Here is a 16,253-nt window from a genome sequence, read left to right as displayed (position 1 = left end):
AAGTGGTGAAGCTTTCACCCCTATGAGATAGTTGATTTCCGCTACAGGCGCACGAATCAACCTTTCATAAACAGACCCATTGAGTAAATGTAAAAAGCAACAATCTTTTAAAAAACAGCCTTTTAGAAACTCCATCTCTCTATACGAAGGACATTAGTAAAAGTTCCCTTAATATCATGTAACAGGAAAAACTTTATTATTTTCTAAAGATATGCAAAAATAATAGTAACTATCAGAATTTTTAAAAAGGGGATAGAAAATGATGAAAGTTTACAAATTGACGGTTTTTGAACAAACAGGGGAAAGCATTTACGAAGATTCTTTTGAAGCGCCTTCCGATGATAAGGCAAAAGAAATCGGGAAAGAAATATTAGAAGAAAAAGGATATGCTGACCACACACATAGATGCGCCTCGCCATTAGGGAAGTTGATTTTATTTCATCCGTGATTCGGTTGTAAAAGAATCGATGATCACAGATTTAGATTAAGGGAAGAATTAAATGAAAAGGAGGGCCAAACCACAATGATTTTGGCTCTCCTTTTTTGTGGGTATTAAATTGATATAACAGGAAGATACTCTTTGTTTAAACTGCTTAATAATGATTTTGAAATCTATTACAGAAAGCGGAGTATGTGTGGTTTATTGTCCCTTAAATTTCGGGGGACGTTTTTCAACAAACGCTTTTATCCCTTCTTGATGATCCTGCGTTTGCCGCATTTTCCACTGACCGACCTTCTCAAGCTGTAATGCCTTTTCTAAACGGTCCCTGTTCAATTCCGCATAGATCGATTTGGATTCTACGACGGACATTAAAGGTTTCTGCAGACACTCGGTAATATATTTTTCGATGGCTCTGTCCAGTTTACCAGATGGGATGGCTTCATCCACCAGCTTTTTCATCAATGCTTCCTGACCCTCGAACACCTTTCCGGTCCACATAAGCTTTTTTGCCCTGCAGGTGCCAAGTCGTTCCTGAAGGAAGAAGTGACCGCCGCCATCAGGTATCAAGCCGATTCCAATGAAATTCATTGCAAGCTTGCTGTCCTCTTCGCAAATGATATAATCAGCAGCAAGGGCAAGACTTAATCCCAATCCCGCTGCAGCTCCATGGATTCCGGCGATGGTCAGCTTTCTCATCGTATAGAGAGTCATTGTCATATCACTGATGACCTCCATAATCTCTGCAAATTCCGCCTCGCCCCCGAGATTCAACATCTCTTTGATATCTCCTCCTGAAGAAAAACCTTTTCCTTCTCCCTTCAGGACGACAATTAATATATCATCTTCTTTCTCAATTTCTTTAAAACAATTCAACAGTTCCCTCATCATTTTGGTGTTCATAGCATTCAAGGATGTCGGCCGGTTCAAAGTAACCGTCGCAACCTTCCCGTCTTTTTCGAGTTTAATGGTTTCGTATAGTGCATTTGCATTCATAGAAACAACCCCTTTTGCCGCATTTATTTTTAGAAATATTCCCTACTCTTTGAAAATATAACAATGGTAAATAAAGAATCCTCAGGTACCCATCAGTATTTCTCTGCTGATCGTCTCGGTTTCTCACAATAAGTCTCACAATCCCTATTAAGGAATTCTCCGACCGAAGATGGAGCTTAATGGAATCGCTTTCAATTTACTCTGCTAAAATTTCGGCATACCATAACTGTTCTTATTCGATATGAAGGCATATTATCCTTCAGGTTTTAGAATTTTCTAAAAATATTTTAGGTACCTACCTCAATATCCAGGAAATGGAGTCTATTATCCGCTGCATTTATTTTCGGTTTTTCTATAAATGTCATTACACTTGTTCCTAGTTCAGCCGGCTACCGCTAAGAAGATCTACAAAGTGAGCGGGAGTGTTCCCACCTCTTTTAAAGAAGTTCCCAAGATTCCATACCTTCGATTTTATCCTTGACCATCTTTACCTGCTTACACCAGTGAATAGACCGATGCAGAGATCAATGCTGATCCATAAATTATGGCACTCACCAGTAAAAGCGTTAATCCTACAAATATAGTTCTAGTGCGATGGTCCAACAGGCTATCCATTCAATCTCCCCTATTAGTTCAATAACTCTATTCTTTTTTAAAAATTAGCAGCCCTTGCATTTTTTAACTAAGTGAACCAGTACTGAAACACAATAAAAACGGCCGTCACCATCAGAAACATTTCAGCTAGAGTTAAAACAGCTTGTTTTGGATATTCACTGAATTTCAATTCAAAGAATACCCTTACTGCATAATCCAGTAGTAATAAAAAGATTAATACACCCGAATATAAGTAAACTACGTCTTTATTGTTAATCAAGAGGATTCCTAAAATCATTGATATGATTGCAGTAATCATTCTTAACCATTTGTCCACTTTACGATGAGAATCATTTATATAATTATAGGAAAAAAACTTTCTTTTTACTTTCTCTATTTTAAAAATCTTCCTTAAGAGAAGCTTGACTATTGAAATAAGGATAAACACGATTATCGCGACTAAGCTAAGGTTTACCCAAAACATAAAAAACCTCCTTTCGCAGCACCACCATTTATGAAGCACACACCGAAGGGTCAGCTCAATGACACAACAAATTAACTTCTTATTTTACACCCCATAATCTTTGAACATCCACCAATTCCTTTTCCTTAAATTCCATTCTGTATATGTCAGGTTTTAAAGTGCTATGTAAAAAATTCAAGTCATACGTGCTATCAAAATATCCCATCATTAAGGTCATGACAGCCCCGTGAGACCCAATCACTATTTTTTTCCCGTTAAAAGTCTCTAAGAGTTCTGCCAAGACTTTTATAGCCCTTTTTTGACAATCCCAGTTAGATTCTCCTCCCTCTAGAGCGAAACTCCAATCCTTAAACGACTTCTCCAACACGGGACCTAATTCCTTGTCAGAAACCCGATGGTCCGCAGAGGAGAATCTTCGCTCTTTTAATTCTTCAAAAACTAAGACTTTCTCACCTATTTGTTCAGCTAACTTTTCGACTGTTAAAATTGAACGTAAATATGGACTGGAAACTACCGCATCAATTCCTTCCTTTTTTAATATGTCGGCAACTCGTTGAGCATCCACATGCCCTTTTGTTGTCAGCCCTCTTGTTCTTTCATTTCCTTGCTTTGGCGACTCACCGTGTCTCACCATATAAACAACTGTACTCATTAATTTTTCCCCCGGTATGCTTGCCTCACTTTATTGTCCTTTGATCTAATACCAATTATTTCAAATTCAAGCAGTTTGCTCAAGGAAAATCTTTACTTGAACAAGTATGGAGCAACCACTTTGTTCACCAAACGTCCCAATAAGTTATTTTACTTTCTTGGAATTATAGAAGAACCAAAGGCTTAATATCAAAAATAAAATGAAAAACATATTGCCAAAGAGAGATGTTGAACCTGGTTGAGTTGCAGAAATATTATCACTAGCATTTACACCAACAAACACAATTGCATTCGTTAATCGCTCTAAAGTATATATGACTCCACTGGCAAGAATACTTAGCCACCCTAACAACATATAAGTTTGAGAATTCATTACAAAATACCCCTTTCTTATAAACTCTTTAATATTAGAGGAAACTCTTATTATAAAATTTTCGACTAATCCGTTAACCTGCTCCGTTAATCCAAATAACTTCAACAAAAAAGCGTTAATCCTTCTTAGATCAACGCCTCCTATTGTGGTATAGGCAAATCAACTATATTTTTGAATTGTCTCTAAATCTTCTGGATACATATGTACTAAATTATCTAATTCTGATAAAGACTTCCAAGCGGCTTCAATAATTGTTTTATCAGGGTCATTTATTCCTTCGCTTTCTCCTATTTTCTCTACTCTAAAGTAATAGGTCTTTACATTTATCCCTTTTATTACAGTCTCTTTAACAAACAAATTATCACTAATTCTAACGTCATAACCTGTTTCTTCTTTCACTTCTCTTATGCAACATTCTTCAGGTGTCTCTCCTTTTTCAATTCCACCAGAAGGAATACCCCAACCTTCAGAATCATTACTTCTAACCATAAGAACTTCAGCATTTTCATTAAAGCAAATCGCTGCGGAACCAAACCATTCTTTCATAGTAACCACCCTATCAATTTTATATGAGTTAAATATTACCATACAATACTTGAATTAAACGGAAGACTCATTAATAATATTATGACTATTCAATTAACCTGCTCCAATAATTGAATATGGGCAATAGCCGGTTCAATTAACTGTTCTTCATTTATTGCCCCCCATAAGTGAATAAGAATTAATTAATACTATACTCTTATTATCATTTACTATTTTCTGTAATTTCTCTGTCTTCATTAAATTCTTTCATTGCTTTCATCAGATTGTTATCATGGTAAGGCGTATTTCTCATGCCTGCATCGAATAGCATAATTAAATGTTCCTGAACCTCATCAGATTCTTTCACGCGGTACCTTCCCTCACTTTGAACCTCTTGAATTAACGTGTATTTTCTCTCGTCAGGCAACTCCTGCCAATGCTTTACAAGTAGCTCTTCATCCTGTAATTCATTTACTTTTTCTTCACTGGATTCTGAACAACCAAATAGGGTTAAAGATAATAGGAATAGGAATAAAAGTAAAAATAATCTTTTCAATGTTTTCTCCTCCGCACAAATGTATTCCAAGAATTATTGAATTACGATGTACTCTTCTGTTAACCTGCTCCTTTAGTCCAATAAATAACTTCAACAAAAATAAGCGTTAATCCTTCTTAGATCAACGCCTCCTATTGTGAAACAACGATTTTCGTAGCCCCTAATTCTGAATGAACGTAAAGGAGTTTGACTTCCCTTTAATTTCTCCCTCAGGAGTAATGGAATAATCAGCAATCGAGTTTGTAGCTTTTTCAGGGTTTGTTAAGCCACCCTTCAAGTTAAAGGTCACTTCCCAGGCTTTTGAAGTGCTGCTGAAATGTGTCTCATTAGATAACAACTCAACATCCTCCATAGCTATATCCTCATTGCTCTCTTCATTGAATTCAGCTAAGTCTTTCTCCAACTCCTCCATAGCGATTTCTTCAGCTTGTTCCTTTGTTATTTTTTCTGTCTCACTATTTCCGCAACCGACCAAAGAGAAGATTGCTAATAAGGATACTAATATAACAGAAATCTTTTTCATAAGTTTTCCCCTCCTAGTTATTACTTTTACGACAACGAACAGTAAAAAGTTTCAATTTTATTTTTCATCTTCCATTACCCTTTAATTCACACAAAAGGCGGCTGCTTTTTCAGCAAACGCCCCCTTTAATGGAACTATGCAGCAGTTGAAAGTCCTTTTATTCAAACGACTCTGCTGTTTCTATCAATTCCTCCTTCGTAACCTCTTTTTCTGATTGTTTTCCGAAAAAAGTTAAATCATATGAAATACCATCTTCTGTCCATTTTAGTATCATAGCGTCTGCATCATTTACTGCATACTTTCCAGTGGTATCCCCTACTTCAACATCTTCAAAATCCATATTTGAACTTTCAACGTTTTTCCCATTCACAACCATTAAACTCATATGATTATTACTGTCACCAAAACTCATAAAATCCACCATTATTATGTCATCGGAGCTTGGCGGGTGCCTGAAATCTGTCTCAGTTACTTCAAAAGGAGTTTTCGTTGGCAATTTCGGTTGAAATGCAAGTTCCTCCATCTCTTTCTTTAATTCAGTATTATCAAAATTTTTCAAGCTGCTATTTACACTGCCACACGCAGCTAACAGTAGAACATTCAGAAGTAACAAAAATAAGATTTTTTTCATAATATCCCCTCCAATTATAATTCTTTACGTTTAATCACTGGAAAAGTTTCAATTTTCAGCATCGAGTTTATTGCATTAACCTGCTCCTTTAACTTAATACCAATTATTTCAAAATCGAGCAGATTACTCAAAATAAACTTTAGATAAAAAAGAAGCTCATCTTGTTCTGGATAAGCCCCCGTTAATTCAATAAGATTACTTTATCATTCTTTAAGCCATTCATCTGTACCATCAGTTAATATCACTTTAATTTCTTCGTTCTTGTTTTTACTCATTTGATACCATCCCCTTTTAATACCATCGTTCATTTTAATAATTTCCACTTCTGTATCGCCTACAATAACTTTTTCATGCCTCGGCTCAGTTAAAGTTCCACACCAAATATATGGTTCGCCATCAAGGTTCACACTCCATTCATCTAATGGACAAACAACGGTTTTTTCCCATAACCATTTTTCATCAGAGTTTGTAAAGAATGCAAGTTTGGGATGGTTATTGTTGTAATCATCATCTTTTGTTTGAGAAGTATAAATAATAACATTATCTTCATCCACTTTCTCTACTACCTTGTATTCATCAACATCTTTATTATTTTTCATTTCATCATGAAAGACTTCTTCCATTGTTTTAGGACCGTTACACCCTACAAGCATAAGTGCAGATAAAAACAGAACAATATAAATACTTTTTTTCAATCCATCCTCTCCCTTCAAATCCACCTTAACCTTATCTTGAATTTCTCCTTGAACATTACTGCCCCGTTAGCCAAAGATGCTAACGCTTGGCGAAGTAACAAAAGGAAGGCGGCTGCTTGTTCAGCAAACGCCCCCGATTGTTGAAGATGCTATATACTTACTAATATAGAATAAACAAATAATAATACTAAACTGACTCCAGTAACGTATTTGGAAACTTGTATAAGTCTATCACCTTCAAATGTCTTTATTAATAAGTAAAAAAACCGATTACCCAAATACCGTTTTGAAAAAAAGTAGAAATTATATTTCTAAGCATATTGAAATAAAAAAAATAGTCCATCAGTACCCTCCTGTTGATATAGTTCCACAACCAAACAAAATTTTGATTTATTAAGGTGTGCCATTAAACTGCTCCTTTAGCCCAATAAATAACTTCAACAAAAAGAAGCGTTAATCCTTTTTAGATCAACGCCCCCGTTAGCGGAAGATAGGAGCAATAATAATCATCAAAATTGAACAAAAAATAAGTGGAACACTTACCTTCCTCGGAAGTTTCACTTGGTTTTCTCCCTTATAAAATCCAGAGAACTGAAGTTTATTTCTATACAATACAAAGAGAAATATAAAAATAGAAATACCAGCCAACCACCCGCCGTTTGTATTTTCCACATTTACTCCTATACTGCCATAAATTAAATTCAGGATTCCCCCTAGCATTGCTCCCAAGATTAAAAATATAGCTATTATACGAAATAATTCTAAGATTACTCTAATCAAAGTCATCACCTCTTGAAATCTCAGAAACCCTTCTTCTGTTATTCTGCTCCGTTAATTGAATAAAAAGAAAAAAGAAGGACATATGCCAAATTTTCCTAATTAAAGGTCATTCTTTGGTAAATAAGGTTTCCTTCATCCGTAAACCCTTTGATTTGTGTCCCTTTCTCACCGTTCTCCTGGATATCCAATGCCTCTTCATTTGTTAAAAGGTAGAATAAATTATAATCATTTTCCAAATTTACAATTACAGCATCAGTTCCATTTACAGTCAGTTTCCTTATTGCATTATTCTTAATAATCCCGTAAAAAAAGGTTGGACTATCACTGCTTGATTGCCAAGCCCAGGAAATATCTTGTGACTTCTCTATTGCAGAAATCCGACTTCCGAGTAATATCTCCCATTCAGACCCATTCTTTTTCAATAACCTTGCACCGTATATCTCACTTGGAGAGACTGTTTTATAAAATACTACATTGCCATACTTTGTATCAGTCTCATTAAGGACTTCTAATTTAAAAATATCACTTTCTAATACTTCTTGAACTGTGTTTGCTCCACACCCAGATAGAATTAAAACAAATAGCAATGTACATACAGCACTTTTAAAGAGTTTCATTTTTACCTCCTTGATCTAGCCCTTCTTCAAGTAAACTGCCCAATAATTGAATAATGGCAATAGCTGAGCATCAGTCAGTTATTGCCTACTTTAATTGATTAAAGTTTTTAATACTTAGGTTGTCTTGGAGCAATTATTTTTCCATTTCCTGATAAAGCTTTAAAATCATAAGGAACAATACTTCCTTCAGTCTTTATGAGGAAGAAACGTCTTTCATTTGATTGGATAAAAGGGATATCGGTATATTCTTTGCCCCGGGTCTCGATTATGACTTTGTTTACATTAGGATTAGAAATCATCCCAAAATAATAAGCCACTTCATCATTCACTGCTGATGCTCCCCAAGTAACGCCTTCATTTTCTGACTCTGGAGGATAATTAGCAGTAGCTAGCACGCCCTCTTTCCCATTATCATCAATAAGTCTCCACGAACCCAGCCAGTTTTGTTTTAACTTACCAGCAAATACGGTGTGTTTGTTTCTAAATAAAGCTAGCCAATCATCACCGACTTTTTTCACATCATAAACTTCTTCAATAGCTGGGGACCATCTATCAGTTATTTTAAACACTTTATCAACGGTGGGTGGTTGCTGATACTTATAATAGATAAACAGTGACATGGTGAATACTAGGAGTGCAAGTCCCATTATAATTTTTTTCAAATCCTTATACCTCCCCAGTTTCAAATAAATACTTGAAATAATTTAACTAATCTTTACTTGAATAACGAGGGGCGACTACTCTGTTCAGCAATCGCCCCATTAAATTATTCTTGTTGTACAAAAACAAGTACCCTAATAGTTATCTTCAAAAGAGTCTTCTTTTAGGGCAATTTCTTCTTCTGTTAAACTGCTCCTTTAGTCCAATAAATAACTTCAACAAAAAAAGCGTTAATCCTTCTTAGATCAACGCCCCCTTATATGGAACAAGTAAAACTCTTAATCACATATCACACAACGTGAAGAGATTTCTTCAATAGATTTTTGGTAGGCACTGTTCAATACTTTTCTGAAGTGATAGTAATTTAGAATTACTGTTTATTTTAATGTAAAAACTTTTTAAGAAGGTTTTAATATTAAACACTAAGAACCAATACTTATCATTCTCAAGCTGCTCCTTTTGATACTTTAATTCAATCGGTAAGTCTTGTATTAATTCTTCTATTTTTTGTACGTCCATTCCTCTTTCCAGCATTTCAAGTATAGGTATTATTAACCTTTCATCTTCATTGTGGACATAGGCACTGTTAGATATTAGAACCTTACTCCACAATGTCTTTAGTATTTCCGGATAAAATTCTGTGGATAATTTTGGATTTTTTACTAATTCTTCAAAAGTGTCAGCTACGTGTGCAATACTGTGTGCCCACCCTTTACCAGCGACATATCCTCTTATATCTCTCTCAAGGTTGATGTATTTAATTAACTTCTCTTTAATGTTATAAACTGTGCTTGGTGATAAAAAATTCGCTTGATTATCTCTGTACAAGATTAGTGCTATTAATAGTGTAGTAAACGCTCTTGTGAAGACAGTATCCGTTTCTTTTTCACCGATTCCTTTAAAAATTAGTTCACTCAAACAAGCATCTAATAGTTCTTTTAAAAGTTCAGGTTCTAGTTGATTACTTTCAATTATCAATCTATAAAAAGAGGAATAAATCAACTGATCGCGGAGTTCACCATCTATTGAACCAATATGCTCTAGCATAGATTTTATTATCAATAACCTATCCACCTCTTGCCAGTCACTTTCTCCAAATTTAATCTTAGTTAATATACTTTTCAGTTCACTTTCATCCATCGAAACTTTTCCTAATGATAAATTCATAAATGTCCCCTTTTACTATGTAATATCAAGATATAAAACTTAGCTTGTTCCATAAAACTGCTCCTTTAGTCCAATAATTAACTTCAACAAAAAGAAGCGTTAATCCTTCTTAGATCAACGCCCCCTTTAACGGAAGATACTTATTGAGGAGGAAAAATACCTTGAAGTATCCATCAGTTTAAATCAAAAATTCTCTTTAATTCCAATTTACTCTTAGGGAAAGAGAAATGTTTCTTTACTTTCTCATTAGAATGTATGCCTATTTTCTCTTGGAACTGCTCAATCATACCTTTGGTAATTGCCTGTATTGAAAAAATGAGTAACACATACAAAACCAGCACAGGGATGATAAACCAATACTTTTCTGTCATAATCGCCATTCTCATTCCTTCAAACAAATAGGTCCATTCATTTAAGAGGGATTGAGACACTCCATACCCCCCCCATACTAATAGCACCCCCAAAGAAGATTTTGAATACACCAAGATGCATAAGTACTTGAAGAACTAGAATCATTTGTTGCCCAAATAAGAAAATCATTCTTGGCAATAAATGTGGAGTGATATGTTTCATAAATATATGAGTTTTACTACCACCTAATGCAATGGCGGACTGAATAAAATCCTTTTTGAGAATCAAGTCGGCTTCATTACCCAGAGTATTTAACATTATTGGAATAACAAATATAATTAAGATTCCAATTTCTAATAACGCATTTTCTAATATTAGTGATTCCGCCAATTGTTTATCCCTTTCTAAGAAGATAACAACTTTGACCAACAAGATGTAAGCGATTAAAGTTAAAGGAATGAACTGCATTCCATCTGCTATTTTACTAATGATAAACTTTGTTTTCTTCTCAAACAGAAAGATATAAGGAATTGTTAGAATGTAACCTGACAACACCCGCATAAGGGCAATAAGTCCAGAAACTAGAATTGTATATTTTGCCCCTGTTATTAAAATGTCAAAGAAAGAGTACCCATACGTATCTGTACCCAATAGTGTTTTACCAGGAGGATGCGGAGGTGCTTGATATTCACCTGATTCATCCACATAAACTCCAACCCGCTCAATGGGAACGTCTTTTATGTATGGATGGGCAACACTTATGATTACAAATCCGAAAATAAAAATAAAACCCAGTAAAAATTTCGGTCTTCTTAACAGCTGTAAAAAAGCCGAAAAGACATTTTTAGAGAACGAGAGTGACCTATTCAACAATTTCCTTCCTGATAATTGGCTGGTATCCCACGAAAATAACCTAATTCTTTTAAATAAGATTTCATTTTCGCTAAACTGTAATTGTTTTTCTTCAATCTTGAATACGACCTGAATGATGCTATAAAAAAGAAAGAATGGAACAAAAAGCAATGCAAGTGCAACTGCAATAATGAATGGTCGGTTATCAAAGAGAACTAATCTGACAACCCCATAAAAATTATACAGGTACTCTACGACCAATAAACTGGAAATTGTCGCCCATACAACGGGTTTTGATTGAATAATTAAGTTCTTCTTGATATTTCTAACACAGTGATGAATAAGTATATAAAATTTATTCATCCCCTTACTTTTGGCTAATTGCACATACTCTCTATTCCACTCTTCTTCAAGTAGAAGCAAGATTACTTTAAAAAAGAGAATTGTAGGTAGTATGCTCAAGGAAATAATAGGAGCTAAATAAATCCTTTCCTCACCTAAATATACAAAGTCGAATATAAGTACTCCAAACTTCTTGAAAAACCATACGACCAATAGTTGCAAAGCAAATATATAAACCAAGTCAGGGATTGCCTCTAAGCTATTCAGAGTACGGTGTAAAATCGTTTTTCGGGGAAGGAAAAACATAGATAACGCTAAGATAGCCCCCATTACAACCGCAATCAATAGGGAAGATAGGAGGATTGTCATTGAATAAACATAATCATTGAAAATATATTCAAACAATGGCATTTCTCTATAATTACCAATGGTAACTTGTTTACGGAAGCTCCATTCGGATGGGGTAATAATTGCTTGAATAACAGACCATACATTTTGAAAATACAACTGAAAATTCAAATTACCGCCGTTTTCGAAAAAAGTGGGAATGCAGCTTACTAAAATGATTCCTATTAGACCAAATAAGGTACTTGAACCAATTTTTATTATCTTCATAAAGCCCCCTTAAAAATGTACTAATAAAATATACGAGGCTAAAGAATAATAGGTTTCAATTTATTTGAATTTATGGAAAATATCTTCGCCGTTATTCCATTAAACTGCCCTTTACTTGAATATGGTGGATACCTATAAGTGACTTAATCTAAAGGTATTGTTTTCGCCATCTTCGCTTTCCCATTCTACACGTAGGGTAATCTCCTCGGCGAATGCTTCTATATCTCCAGGGGGATTATTTCCTCCACCTTGGGGTATTTTAATGTATTCACCGTTTCCATCTCTTGATGTGCCAGAACCCCTTCCTTGTGAGTGGGTTATAAAATACGTGACTTCTTTTGGGATTGAATCGGACTTGGACTTCAAGCCCCCACCTACATAATACATTTCTCGGTCAGCAGTAAACACTACTTCAAGGTTCGCTTTCCACGAAGTAGTTTCTCCCCGTACAATATGAGTTTCAGCATTATCACTTGATTGGCACCCCGTGAATAACAATAGTGAGATTACACAAAATGCAACTATTTTTGAGAATTTCATTATAAACTTAACCGAATTCTTCTTAATAAATTAGACGAAAACATACAAATTTTAGTTTCGCATAATCCATTAACCTGCTCCTTTACTTGAACAAAGGGCGGTTGCTTGTTCATCAAACGCCCCCTGGTTGAAGGAACTTTAATCCTACTACTTATTTTCTTTATGGAAGGTTGTGTAATCACTGGTTGGGTAGTACCCTTTCCTCTTTCTTGCGTAGAACACCCCGAATAGAGCAGTACTGACCCCTAATATCTTCATAACTATGTTACCTAAAGTGCTGATATTATCAATAGTTAATCCAATAAGGATAGAACCTATAAGAATAAAAGAAACGCCAACAAACAGTCTCATTTTAATTCACTCTCCCATTAAAAAATGCTTTGTAATTAAAGACGATACACTTGGAGAAAAAGTTTCGAATTATTCAACTATACTGCTCCGATTGTTGAAGAGAGTATCGCAGTAGTCCAATGAGTTTGCCTATTAACTAAACTTTAGTTTTTTTCAATAAAAACTTGATTAAAAAATATAAAAGCACTAGGACTGCTCCGATAAAAATTATGCTTGCGAAGCCTAAATTATTTATCATTAAAGCCCACCTCTTCTTTTGCGAGTCACTATATCAGGATTTGTTCAGAGACATCTAAATACCGATTATTTAAAAAACATTATTCCGTTAATGCTGCCCCAATAATTGAAGAAAGGCAATAGCCTGATCAATTAGGTGATCTTCAGGTATTGCCCCCTTTAATTGAAGAAGTATTTTTTATTTAATCTACTTAGTTTCTTCTATCAATGCTGTAAAAGCAGTTTCTATTTGTCTAACATCCAACTCATATTTTTTAGCTACCTCAATAGCAATTTTGTATAACTTTTTAATGAAAATATCCTCTTGGTCTTTCCTATTGAGGTTAGAGAATTCTTCCCATTTTAATGAAGTTTCAACTTGCAAGGTACCCTCTCGAAGACTTAGTATTTTCAAATAATCGTCGTCAATCGCATCTGTATCAAAAAATACTTGTACTGAACTAATCTTATTATTTCTGCTTACATATTTCTGAATATAATCATTGAGTTGGTCTTCCAAAGGGTACAGTAAGCGAAAGGATTTGGAAACTTGTCTTATGCCTGTTTGTGGTCTTGAACATAAACGAATATCATACACCTCATTTATTGTTCGCTAAGGTTAATCATCTTGAACTATCCTATTCCTTTACTTGAACAGAGGGCGGCTGCTTGTTCAGCAAACACCCCCTTCTTGTTGAATAAGAGATGCTAATTTTTAATCCCTAAAAGTTTTTTACTTAGAGTCTCTGATTCTTCATTGTTTATTCCATTTTTTGATAACCTAAATGGGCTACCTTGTCGATTGTATAAATCATCATCTTTACGCCAGTTTTCTAACCAAGGAAGAGACTCATTCTCTACAAATAACAAGATTTGGTTTGCACATCTATTAATCGAATCATTATCCTTGTGGTAACTGAAGTCATAATTTATCGGATATTCATTTTTATGACCACTTGCGTGGATTCCATTTAATTCTACAAATTCTAGATTGTCTTTTAGAAAACGTATCCCAGTATGCACTCTAAAGGCAGGACCATATGAAAATTTATGCAAATGTATAAACTCAATTCTATCTTCATAAAGTCTGGTAAAAAAAGTAGGCTTAGTTTTAATAAATCCATATAGTGATAATAATTCACTTAATTTCTTTTTCACCAACTCGGCGTTCTTCTTTTCTAGCCTTTTATCTTTCAAAACATTTACACCGTCCCTTCTTCGAAGAGGTTGAATGTAGGCAAAATTGTATTAATACATAATTGTTCTTCTTCAATTAACCTGCCCAATAGTTGAACAACGGGCGGCTGCTTATTCAGCAAACGCACCAGCTTGTTTCAGTACACTATTTCACATTCAATTTTTAATGTTACTTTTTGAATAGGTCACAATAAAAGACTAAATTATATAAGCCTATCATTGTTAATCTTCGTGAAAATACTCATAAGCATATTGCTCTATTTCACCACTATTTGTTAATTCAAATCCATTCTTGTCATACAACTTATAAGTTTGCTGCACACCTCCAATTGAGGCTTCCCCATCCAACCCCAATAAAGTGGTATACATAACGTCTGTTAGAACTACATCTAAAACATCTTTCATCTTAGCCATTTGATTTTCTGTTAAACCAAGACTATCTATTTTACTTCCAACTTCTGTAACGTGTGAATTACTAAAATATTGTTTAATCAATTCATTTTTTTCATTGTAGAACATTTCAACAAATTCTTTTGCTGTCATAAAACTTAGCCACCCCGACATCTATTGAGATTTATTACGCCAATGAATTTGAACTAAACTGCTCCGTTAGCCGAAGATGCTAACTCTTGCTGTTGTAGTTGTAGGGAGGCGACTGCTTTTCCAGCAAACGTCCCCGTTTAGTGAAAGAACTAATTTATTCATTTTCTATAATGAACTTTTTTAATTTTTCACTTTCAACGAAATATTCAAGAGGTCTGTCCTTGAAACTATTTCCAGAAGCGATGACTTTAAAAATGTTATTCCCTTTATAGCCGATATAATAATCGTTTCCAGTGGATTTTACATTGATAGTAAAGTAAGAGGCAGAGAACTCTTCTTCTAATGGTCCATCAGTTTGAATGGTGTCTATATTAACTTGATTTTTATTTTCATCTTCTTCCACTGAAAGAAATTTAGCGTCATTGTAGGTCTCAACAGCTTCATTCAATAATTTTTCATTTTCTGTTAACCTAATATCTTTCACAAGCGTACCATCTTTATGAATTTTAAGAGTACCAAAAGTAATTTCATTTGGATTTATCGTTTTAATCTCTTCATTTGAACAAGCGGCAATAATAAATAACAGTAAAAATAGAATTATAATTTTTTTCATTTATCTATCCCCCTTTTTTGTTTATTTTACCAAAAATAAATTTAATCCTTGTTCAATTAACCTGCTCCAATAATTGAAGAAGGTAAATAGCCGGACCTAATATGGGACCTCCAGTTATTGCCCCACTTTATCCCTAACATCTTAATTCTTCAATTCTAAAACCGAGAGGAACCATATACCAACAAAAGTAATTAAACACTATTTTACTTTCAAATTCTCCAACTTTCTGATTATCAAATCGATCTCTTCATTAGTAAGCGAAGAATAATTATCAATTCTTTCTCTAACATATCTTAGTTCTTCTGGAAGTTCCTTATCCTTTGAAAAGAAAGAGGCTGCCATTCCTGTAATTGTACCAATCAACCCAATTCCTACAAACATTAAAAAAGAGGCAATTATCCTGCCCACGGCTGTTTCAGGATACAAGTCTCCATACCCAACAGTTGTTGTGGTCACAATTGACCACCAAAGAGCATCTGCAAAAGTGTTAAAACTGGGTTCTATCCAGTACATTGAAATCGCACTTAAAAACAATAAAGCAATAACAATTACAAATATTCGGTCCACTTTGTATTTTTGTGTAAGAACCTCGAGAAACGAATCTTTTCTTTTTAACAAAACTACCAGCCTTAGCAATCTGATAATTCGAACCAACCGTAATGCCCTGAACACCTGATCAAATGGTATGATTGCCAGCAATTCTAATGGATGTTTCTTTACATACTCCCACTTATCTTTGCTAACTATTAAGCGGACAGTGTAATCAACTAAAAATAATCCCCAGACAAACCAAGATAATACCTTCTCCTGGTCATTAGGGAGCTTAACAAATAACGAATAAATGATTAAACTTGCCACTACAATTTCATATGTAAAATAAACAATATTCTTCTTTATGAATATCCCCCCTAAAAAGGAAGGAGGTTAGCATAGTACTTTTTC

The 16,253-nt window shown here is 34.5% G+C and carries 22 protein-coding genes; 1 reads left to right on the top strand and 21 read right to left on the bottom strand.

Going from position 1 to position 16,253, the window contains the following annotated elements; all coding sequences use genetic code 11:
• Nucleotides 1-259: 259 nt before the first annotated feature.
• Nucleotides 260-448, top strand: coding sequence for a YhzD family protein (locus V1502_RS05265; protein WP_409253327.1), 189 nt, complete (start codon nucleotides 260-262; stop codon nucleotides 446-448).
• A 192-nt stretch (nucleotides 449-640) separates the two neighbouring features.
• Here the strand turns inward: V1502_RS05265 and V1502_RS05260 are convergent, their stop codons facing one another.
• The 21 genes from V1502_RS05260 to V1502_RS05160 form a co-directional block, all read right to left on the bottom strand.
• Nucleotides 641-1,435 carry an enoyl-CoA hydratase gene (locus V1502_RS05260; RefSeq protein WP_409253326.1) on the bottom strand — a complete coding sequence of 265 codons (795 nt, stop codon included), beginning with the start codon at nucleotides 1,433-1,435 and terminating at the stop codon, nucleotides 641-643.
• Nucleotides 1,436-2,117: 682 nt separating this feature from the next.
• On the bottom strand, nucleotides 2,118-2,513 hold the full coding sequence (locus V1502_RS05255) for a DUF4181 domain-containing protein (protein WP_409253325.1): 396 nt from the start codon (nucleotides 2,511-2,513) through the stop codon (nucleotides 2,118-2,120).
• A gap of 79 nt (nucleotides 2,514-2,592) precedes the next feature.
• Nucleotides 2,593-3,165, bottom strand: a complete 573-nt coding sequence (locus V1502_RS05250) for a histidine phosphatase family protein (RefSeq protein WP_409253324.1) — start codon at nucleotides 3,163-3,165, stop codon at nucleotides 2,593-2,595.
• 144 nt (nucleotides 3,166-3,309) lie between these two features.
• Nucleotides 3,310-3,645: a hypothetical protein gene (locus V1502_RS05245; RefSeq protein ID WP_409253323.1), complete on the bottom strand. Its 336-nt coding sequence runs from the start codon at nucleotides 3,643-3,645 to the stop codon at nucleotides 3,310-3,312.
• A gap of 51 nt (nucleotides 3,646-3,696) precedes the next feature.
• A complete protein-coding gene (locus V1502_RS05240; RefSeq protein WP_409253322.1) occupies nucleotides 3,697-4,083 on the bottom strand; it encodes an NUDIX hydrolase in 387 nt (128 codons plus the stop codon).
• Nucleotides 4,084-4,285: 202 nt separating this feature from the next.
• Nucleotides 4,286-4,618, bottom strand: a complete 333-nt coding sequence (locus V1502_RS05235; RefSeq protein WP_409253321.1) for a hypothetical protein — start codon at nucleotides 4,616-4,618, stop codon at nucleotides 4,286-4,288.
• 160 nt (nucleotides 4,619-4,778) lie between these two features.
• The gene (locus V1502_RS05230; protein WP_409253320.1) at nucleotides 4,779-5,141 is read right to left on the bottom strand and encodes a hypothetical protein; all 363 of its coding nucleotides are present in this window, start codon (nucleotides 5,139-5,141) and stop codon (nucleotides 4,779-4,781) included.
• A 157-nt stretch (nucleotides 5,142-5,298) separates the two neighbouring features.
• Nucleotides 5,299-5,772 carry a DUF4367 domain-containing protein gene (locus tag V1502_RS05225; RefSeq protein WP_409253319.1) on the bottom strand — a complete coding sequence of 158 codons (474 nt, stop codon included), beginning with the start codon at nucleotides 5,770-5,772 and terminating at the stop codon, nucleotides 5,299-5,301.
• Nucleotides 5,773-5,975: 203 nt separating this feature from the next.
• Nucleotides 5,976-6,467 (bottom strand): hypothetical protein, encoded by a 492-nt coding sequence (locus V1502_RS05220; protein ID WP_409253318.1) that lies wholly within the window; start codon nucleotides 6,465-6,467, stop codon nucleotides 5,976-5,978.
• Nucleotides 6,468-6,947: 480 nt separating this feature from the next.
• Nucleotides 6,948-7,253 carry a hypothetical protein gene (locus tag V1502_RS05215; RefSeq protein WP_409253317.1) on the bottom strand — a complete coding sequence of 102 codons (306 nt, stop codon included), beginning with the start codon at nucleotides 7,251-7,253 and terminating at the stop codon, nucleotides 6,948-6,950.
• Between the two features lie 89 nt (nucleotides 7,254-7,342).
• The gene (locus tag V1502_RS05210; protein WP_409253316.1) at nucleotides 7,343-7,864 is read right to left on the bottom strand and encodes a hypothetical protein; all 522 of its coding nucleotides are present in this window, start codon (nucleotides 7,862-7,864) and stop codon (nucleotides 7,343-7,345) included.
• Nucleotides 7,865-7,971: 107 nt separating this feature from the next.
• Nucleotides 7,972-8,526: a hypothetical protein gene (locus V1502_RS05205; RefSeq protein WP_409253315.1), complete on the bottom strand. Its 555-nt coding sequence runs from the start codon at nucleotides 8,524-8,526 to the stop codon at nucleotides 7,972-7,974.
• A 310-nt stretch (nucleotides 8,527-8,836) separates the two neighbouring features.
• Nucleotides 8,837-9,691, bottom strand: coding sequence for a DUF2785 domain-containing protein (locus V1502_RS05200; RefSeq protein ID WP_409253314.1), 855 nt, complete (start codon nucleotides 9,689-9,691; stop codon nucleotides 8,837-8,839).
• 173 nt (nucleotides 9,692-9,864) lie between these two features.
• Nucleotides 9,865-10,071, bottom strand: a complete 207-nt coding sequence (locus V1502_RS05195; RefSeq protein ID WP_409253313.1) for a hypothetical protein — start codon at nucleotides 10,069-10,071, stop codon at nucleotides 9,865-9,867.
• 28 nt (nucleotides 10,072-10,099) lie between these two features.
• Nucleotides 10,100-11,851 carry an ABC transporter permease subunit gene (locus V1502_RS05190; RefSeq protein WP_409253312.1) on the bottom strand — a complete coding sequence of 584 codons (1,752 nt, stop codon included), beginning with the start codon at nucleotides 11,849-11,851 and terminating at the stop codon, nucleotides 10,100-10,102.
• Nucleotides 11,852-11,983: 132 nt separating this feature from the next.
• The gene (locus V1502_RS05185) at nucleotides 11,984-12,391 is read right to left on the bottom strand and encodes a hypothetical protein (RefSeq protein WP_409253311.1); all 408 of its coding nucleotides are present in this window, start codon (nucleotides 12,389-12,391) and stop codon (nucleotides 11,984-11,986) included.
• Nucleotides 12,392-13,166: 775 nt separating this feature from the next.
• Entirely contained in the window at nucleotides 13,167-13,343 is a 177-nt protein-coding gene (locus V1502_RS05180) for a hypothetical protein (protein WP_409253310.1), read from the bottom strand.
• Nucleotides 13,344-13,666: 323 nt separating this feature from the next.
• Nucleotides 13,667-14,155: a hypothetical protein gene (locus V1502_RS05175; protein WP_409253309.1), complete on the bottom strand. Its 489-nt coding sequence runs from the start codon at nucleotides 14,153-14,155 to the stop codon at nucleotides 13,667-13,669.
• A gap of 222 nt (nucleotides 14,156-14,377) precedes the next feature.
• A complete protein-coding gene (locus V1502_RS05170; RefSeq protein WP_409253308.1) occupies nucleotides 14,378-14,698 on the bottom strand; it encodes a hypothetical protein in 321 nt (106 codons plus the stop codon).
• A 154-nt stretch (nucleotides 14,699-14,852) separates the two neighbouring features.
• Entirely contained in the window at nucleotides 14,853-15,311 is a 459-nt protein-coding gene (locus V1502_RS05165) for a hypothetical protein (RefSeq protein ID WP_409253307.1), read from the bottom strand.
• A 198-nt stretch (nucleotides 15,312-15,509) separates the two neighbouring features.
• The gene (locus V1502_RS05160) at nucleotides 15,510-16,175 is read right to left on the bottom strand and encodes a potassium channel family protein (protein ID WP_409254284.1); all 666 of its coding nucleotides are present in this window, start codon (nucleotides 16,173-16,175) and stop codon (nucleotides 15,510-15,512) included.
• Nucleotides 16,176-16,253: the final 78 nt, after the last annotated feature.

The sequence above is a fragment of the Rossellomorea sedimentorum genome (genome assembly GCF_046237645.1).
Classification (GTDB): Bacteria; Bacillota; Bacilli; order Bacillales; family Bacillaceae_B; genus Rossellomorea; species Rossellomorea sedimentorum.
Note: the sequence above shows the minus strand (reverse complement) of the source record. Positions and strands in the feature narration are given on the sequence as shown.

Bases quoted from the DNA above. Each gene is read 5' to 3' on its own strand.
- V1502_RS05170 (WP_409253308.1), bottom strand. From the start codon at position 14,698: ATGACAGCAAAAGAATTTGTTGAAATGTTCTACAATGAAAAAAATGAA.
- V1502_RS05165 (WP_409253307.1), bottom strand. From the start codon at position 15,311: ATGAAAAAAATTATAATTCTATTTTTACTGTTATTTATTATTGCCGCT.
- V1502_RS05200 (WP_409253314.1), bottom strand. From the start codon at position 9,691: ATGAATTTATCATTAGGAAAAGTTTCGATGGATGAAAGTGAACTGAAA.
- V1502_RS05190 (WP_409253312.1), bottom strand. From the start codon at position 11,851: ATGAAGATAATAAAAATTGGTTCAAGTACCTTATTTGGTCTAATAGGA.
- V1502_RS05260 (WP_409253326.1), bottom strand. From the start codon at position 1,435: ATGAATGCAAATGCACTATACGAAACCATTAAACTCGAAAAAGACGGG.
- V1502_RS05210 (WP_409253316.1), bottom strand. From the start codon at position 7,864: ATGAAACTCTTTAAAAGTGCTGTATGTACATTGCTATTTGTTTTAATT.
- V1502_RS05225 (WP_409253319.1), bottom strand. From the start codon at position 5,772: ATGAAAAAAATCTTATTTTTGTTACTTCTGAATGTTCTACTGTTAGCT.
- V1502_RS05240 (WP_409253322.1), bottom strand. From the start codon at position 4,083: ATGAAAGAATGGTTTGGTTCCGCAGCGATTTGCTTTAATGAAAATGCT.
- V1502_RS05255 (WP_409253325.1), bottom strand. From the start codon at position 2,513: ATGTTTTGGGTAAACCTTAGCTTAGTCGCGATAATCGTGTTTATCCTT.
- V1502_RS05230 (WP_409253320.1), bottom strand. From the start codon at position 5,141: ATGAAAAAGATTTCTGTTATATTAGTATCCTTATTAGCAATCTTCTCT.
- V1502_RS05265 (WP_409253327.1), top strand. From the start codon at position 260: ATGATGAAAGTTTACAAATTGACGGTTTTTGAACAAACAGGGGAAAGC.
- V1502_RS05195 (WP_409253313.1), bottom strand. From the start codon at position 10,071: ATGGCGATTATGACAGAAAAGTATTGGTTTATCATCCCTGTGCTGGTT.
- V1502_RS05215 (WP_409253317.1), bottom strand. From the start codon at position 7,253: ATGACTTTGATTAGAGTAATCTTAGAATTATTTCGTATAATAGCTATA.
- V1502_RS05250 (WP_409253324.1), bottom strand. From the start codon at position 3,165: ATGAGTACAGTTGTTTATATGGTGAGACACGGTGAGTCGCCAAAGCAA.
- V1502_RS05185 (WP_409253311.1), bottom strand. From the start codon at position 12,391: ATGAAATTCTCAAAAATAGTTGCATTTTGTGTAATCTCACTATTGTTA.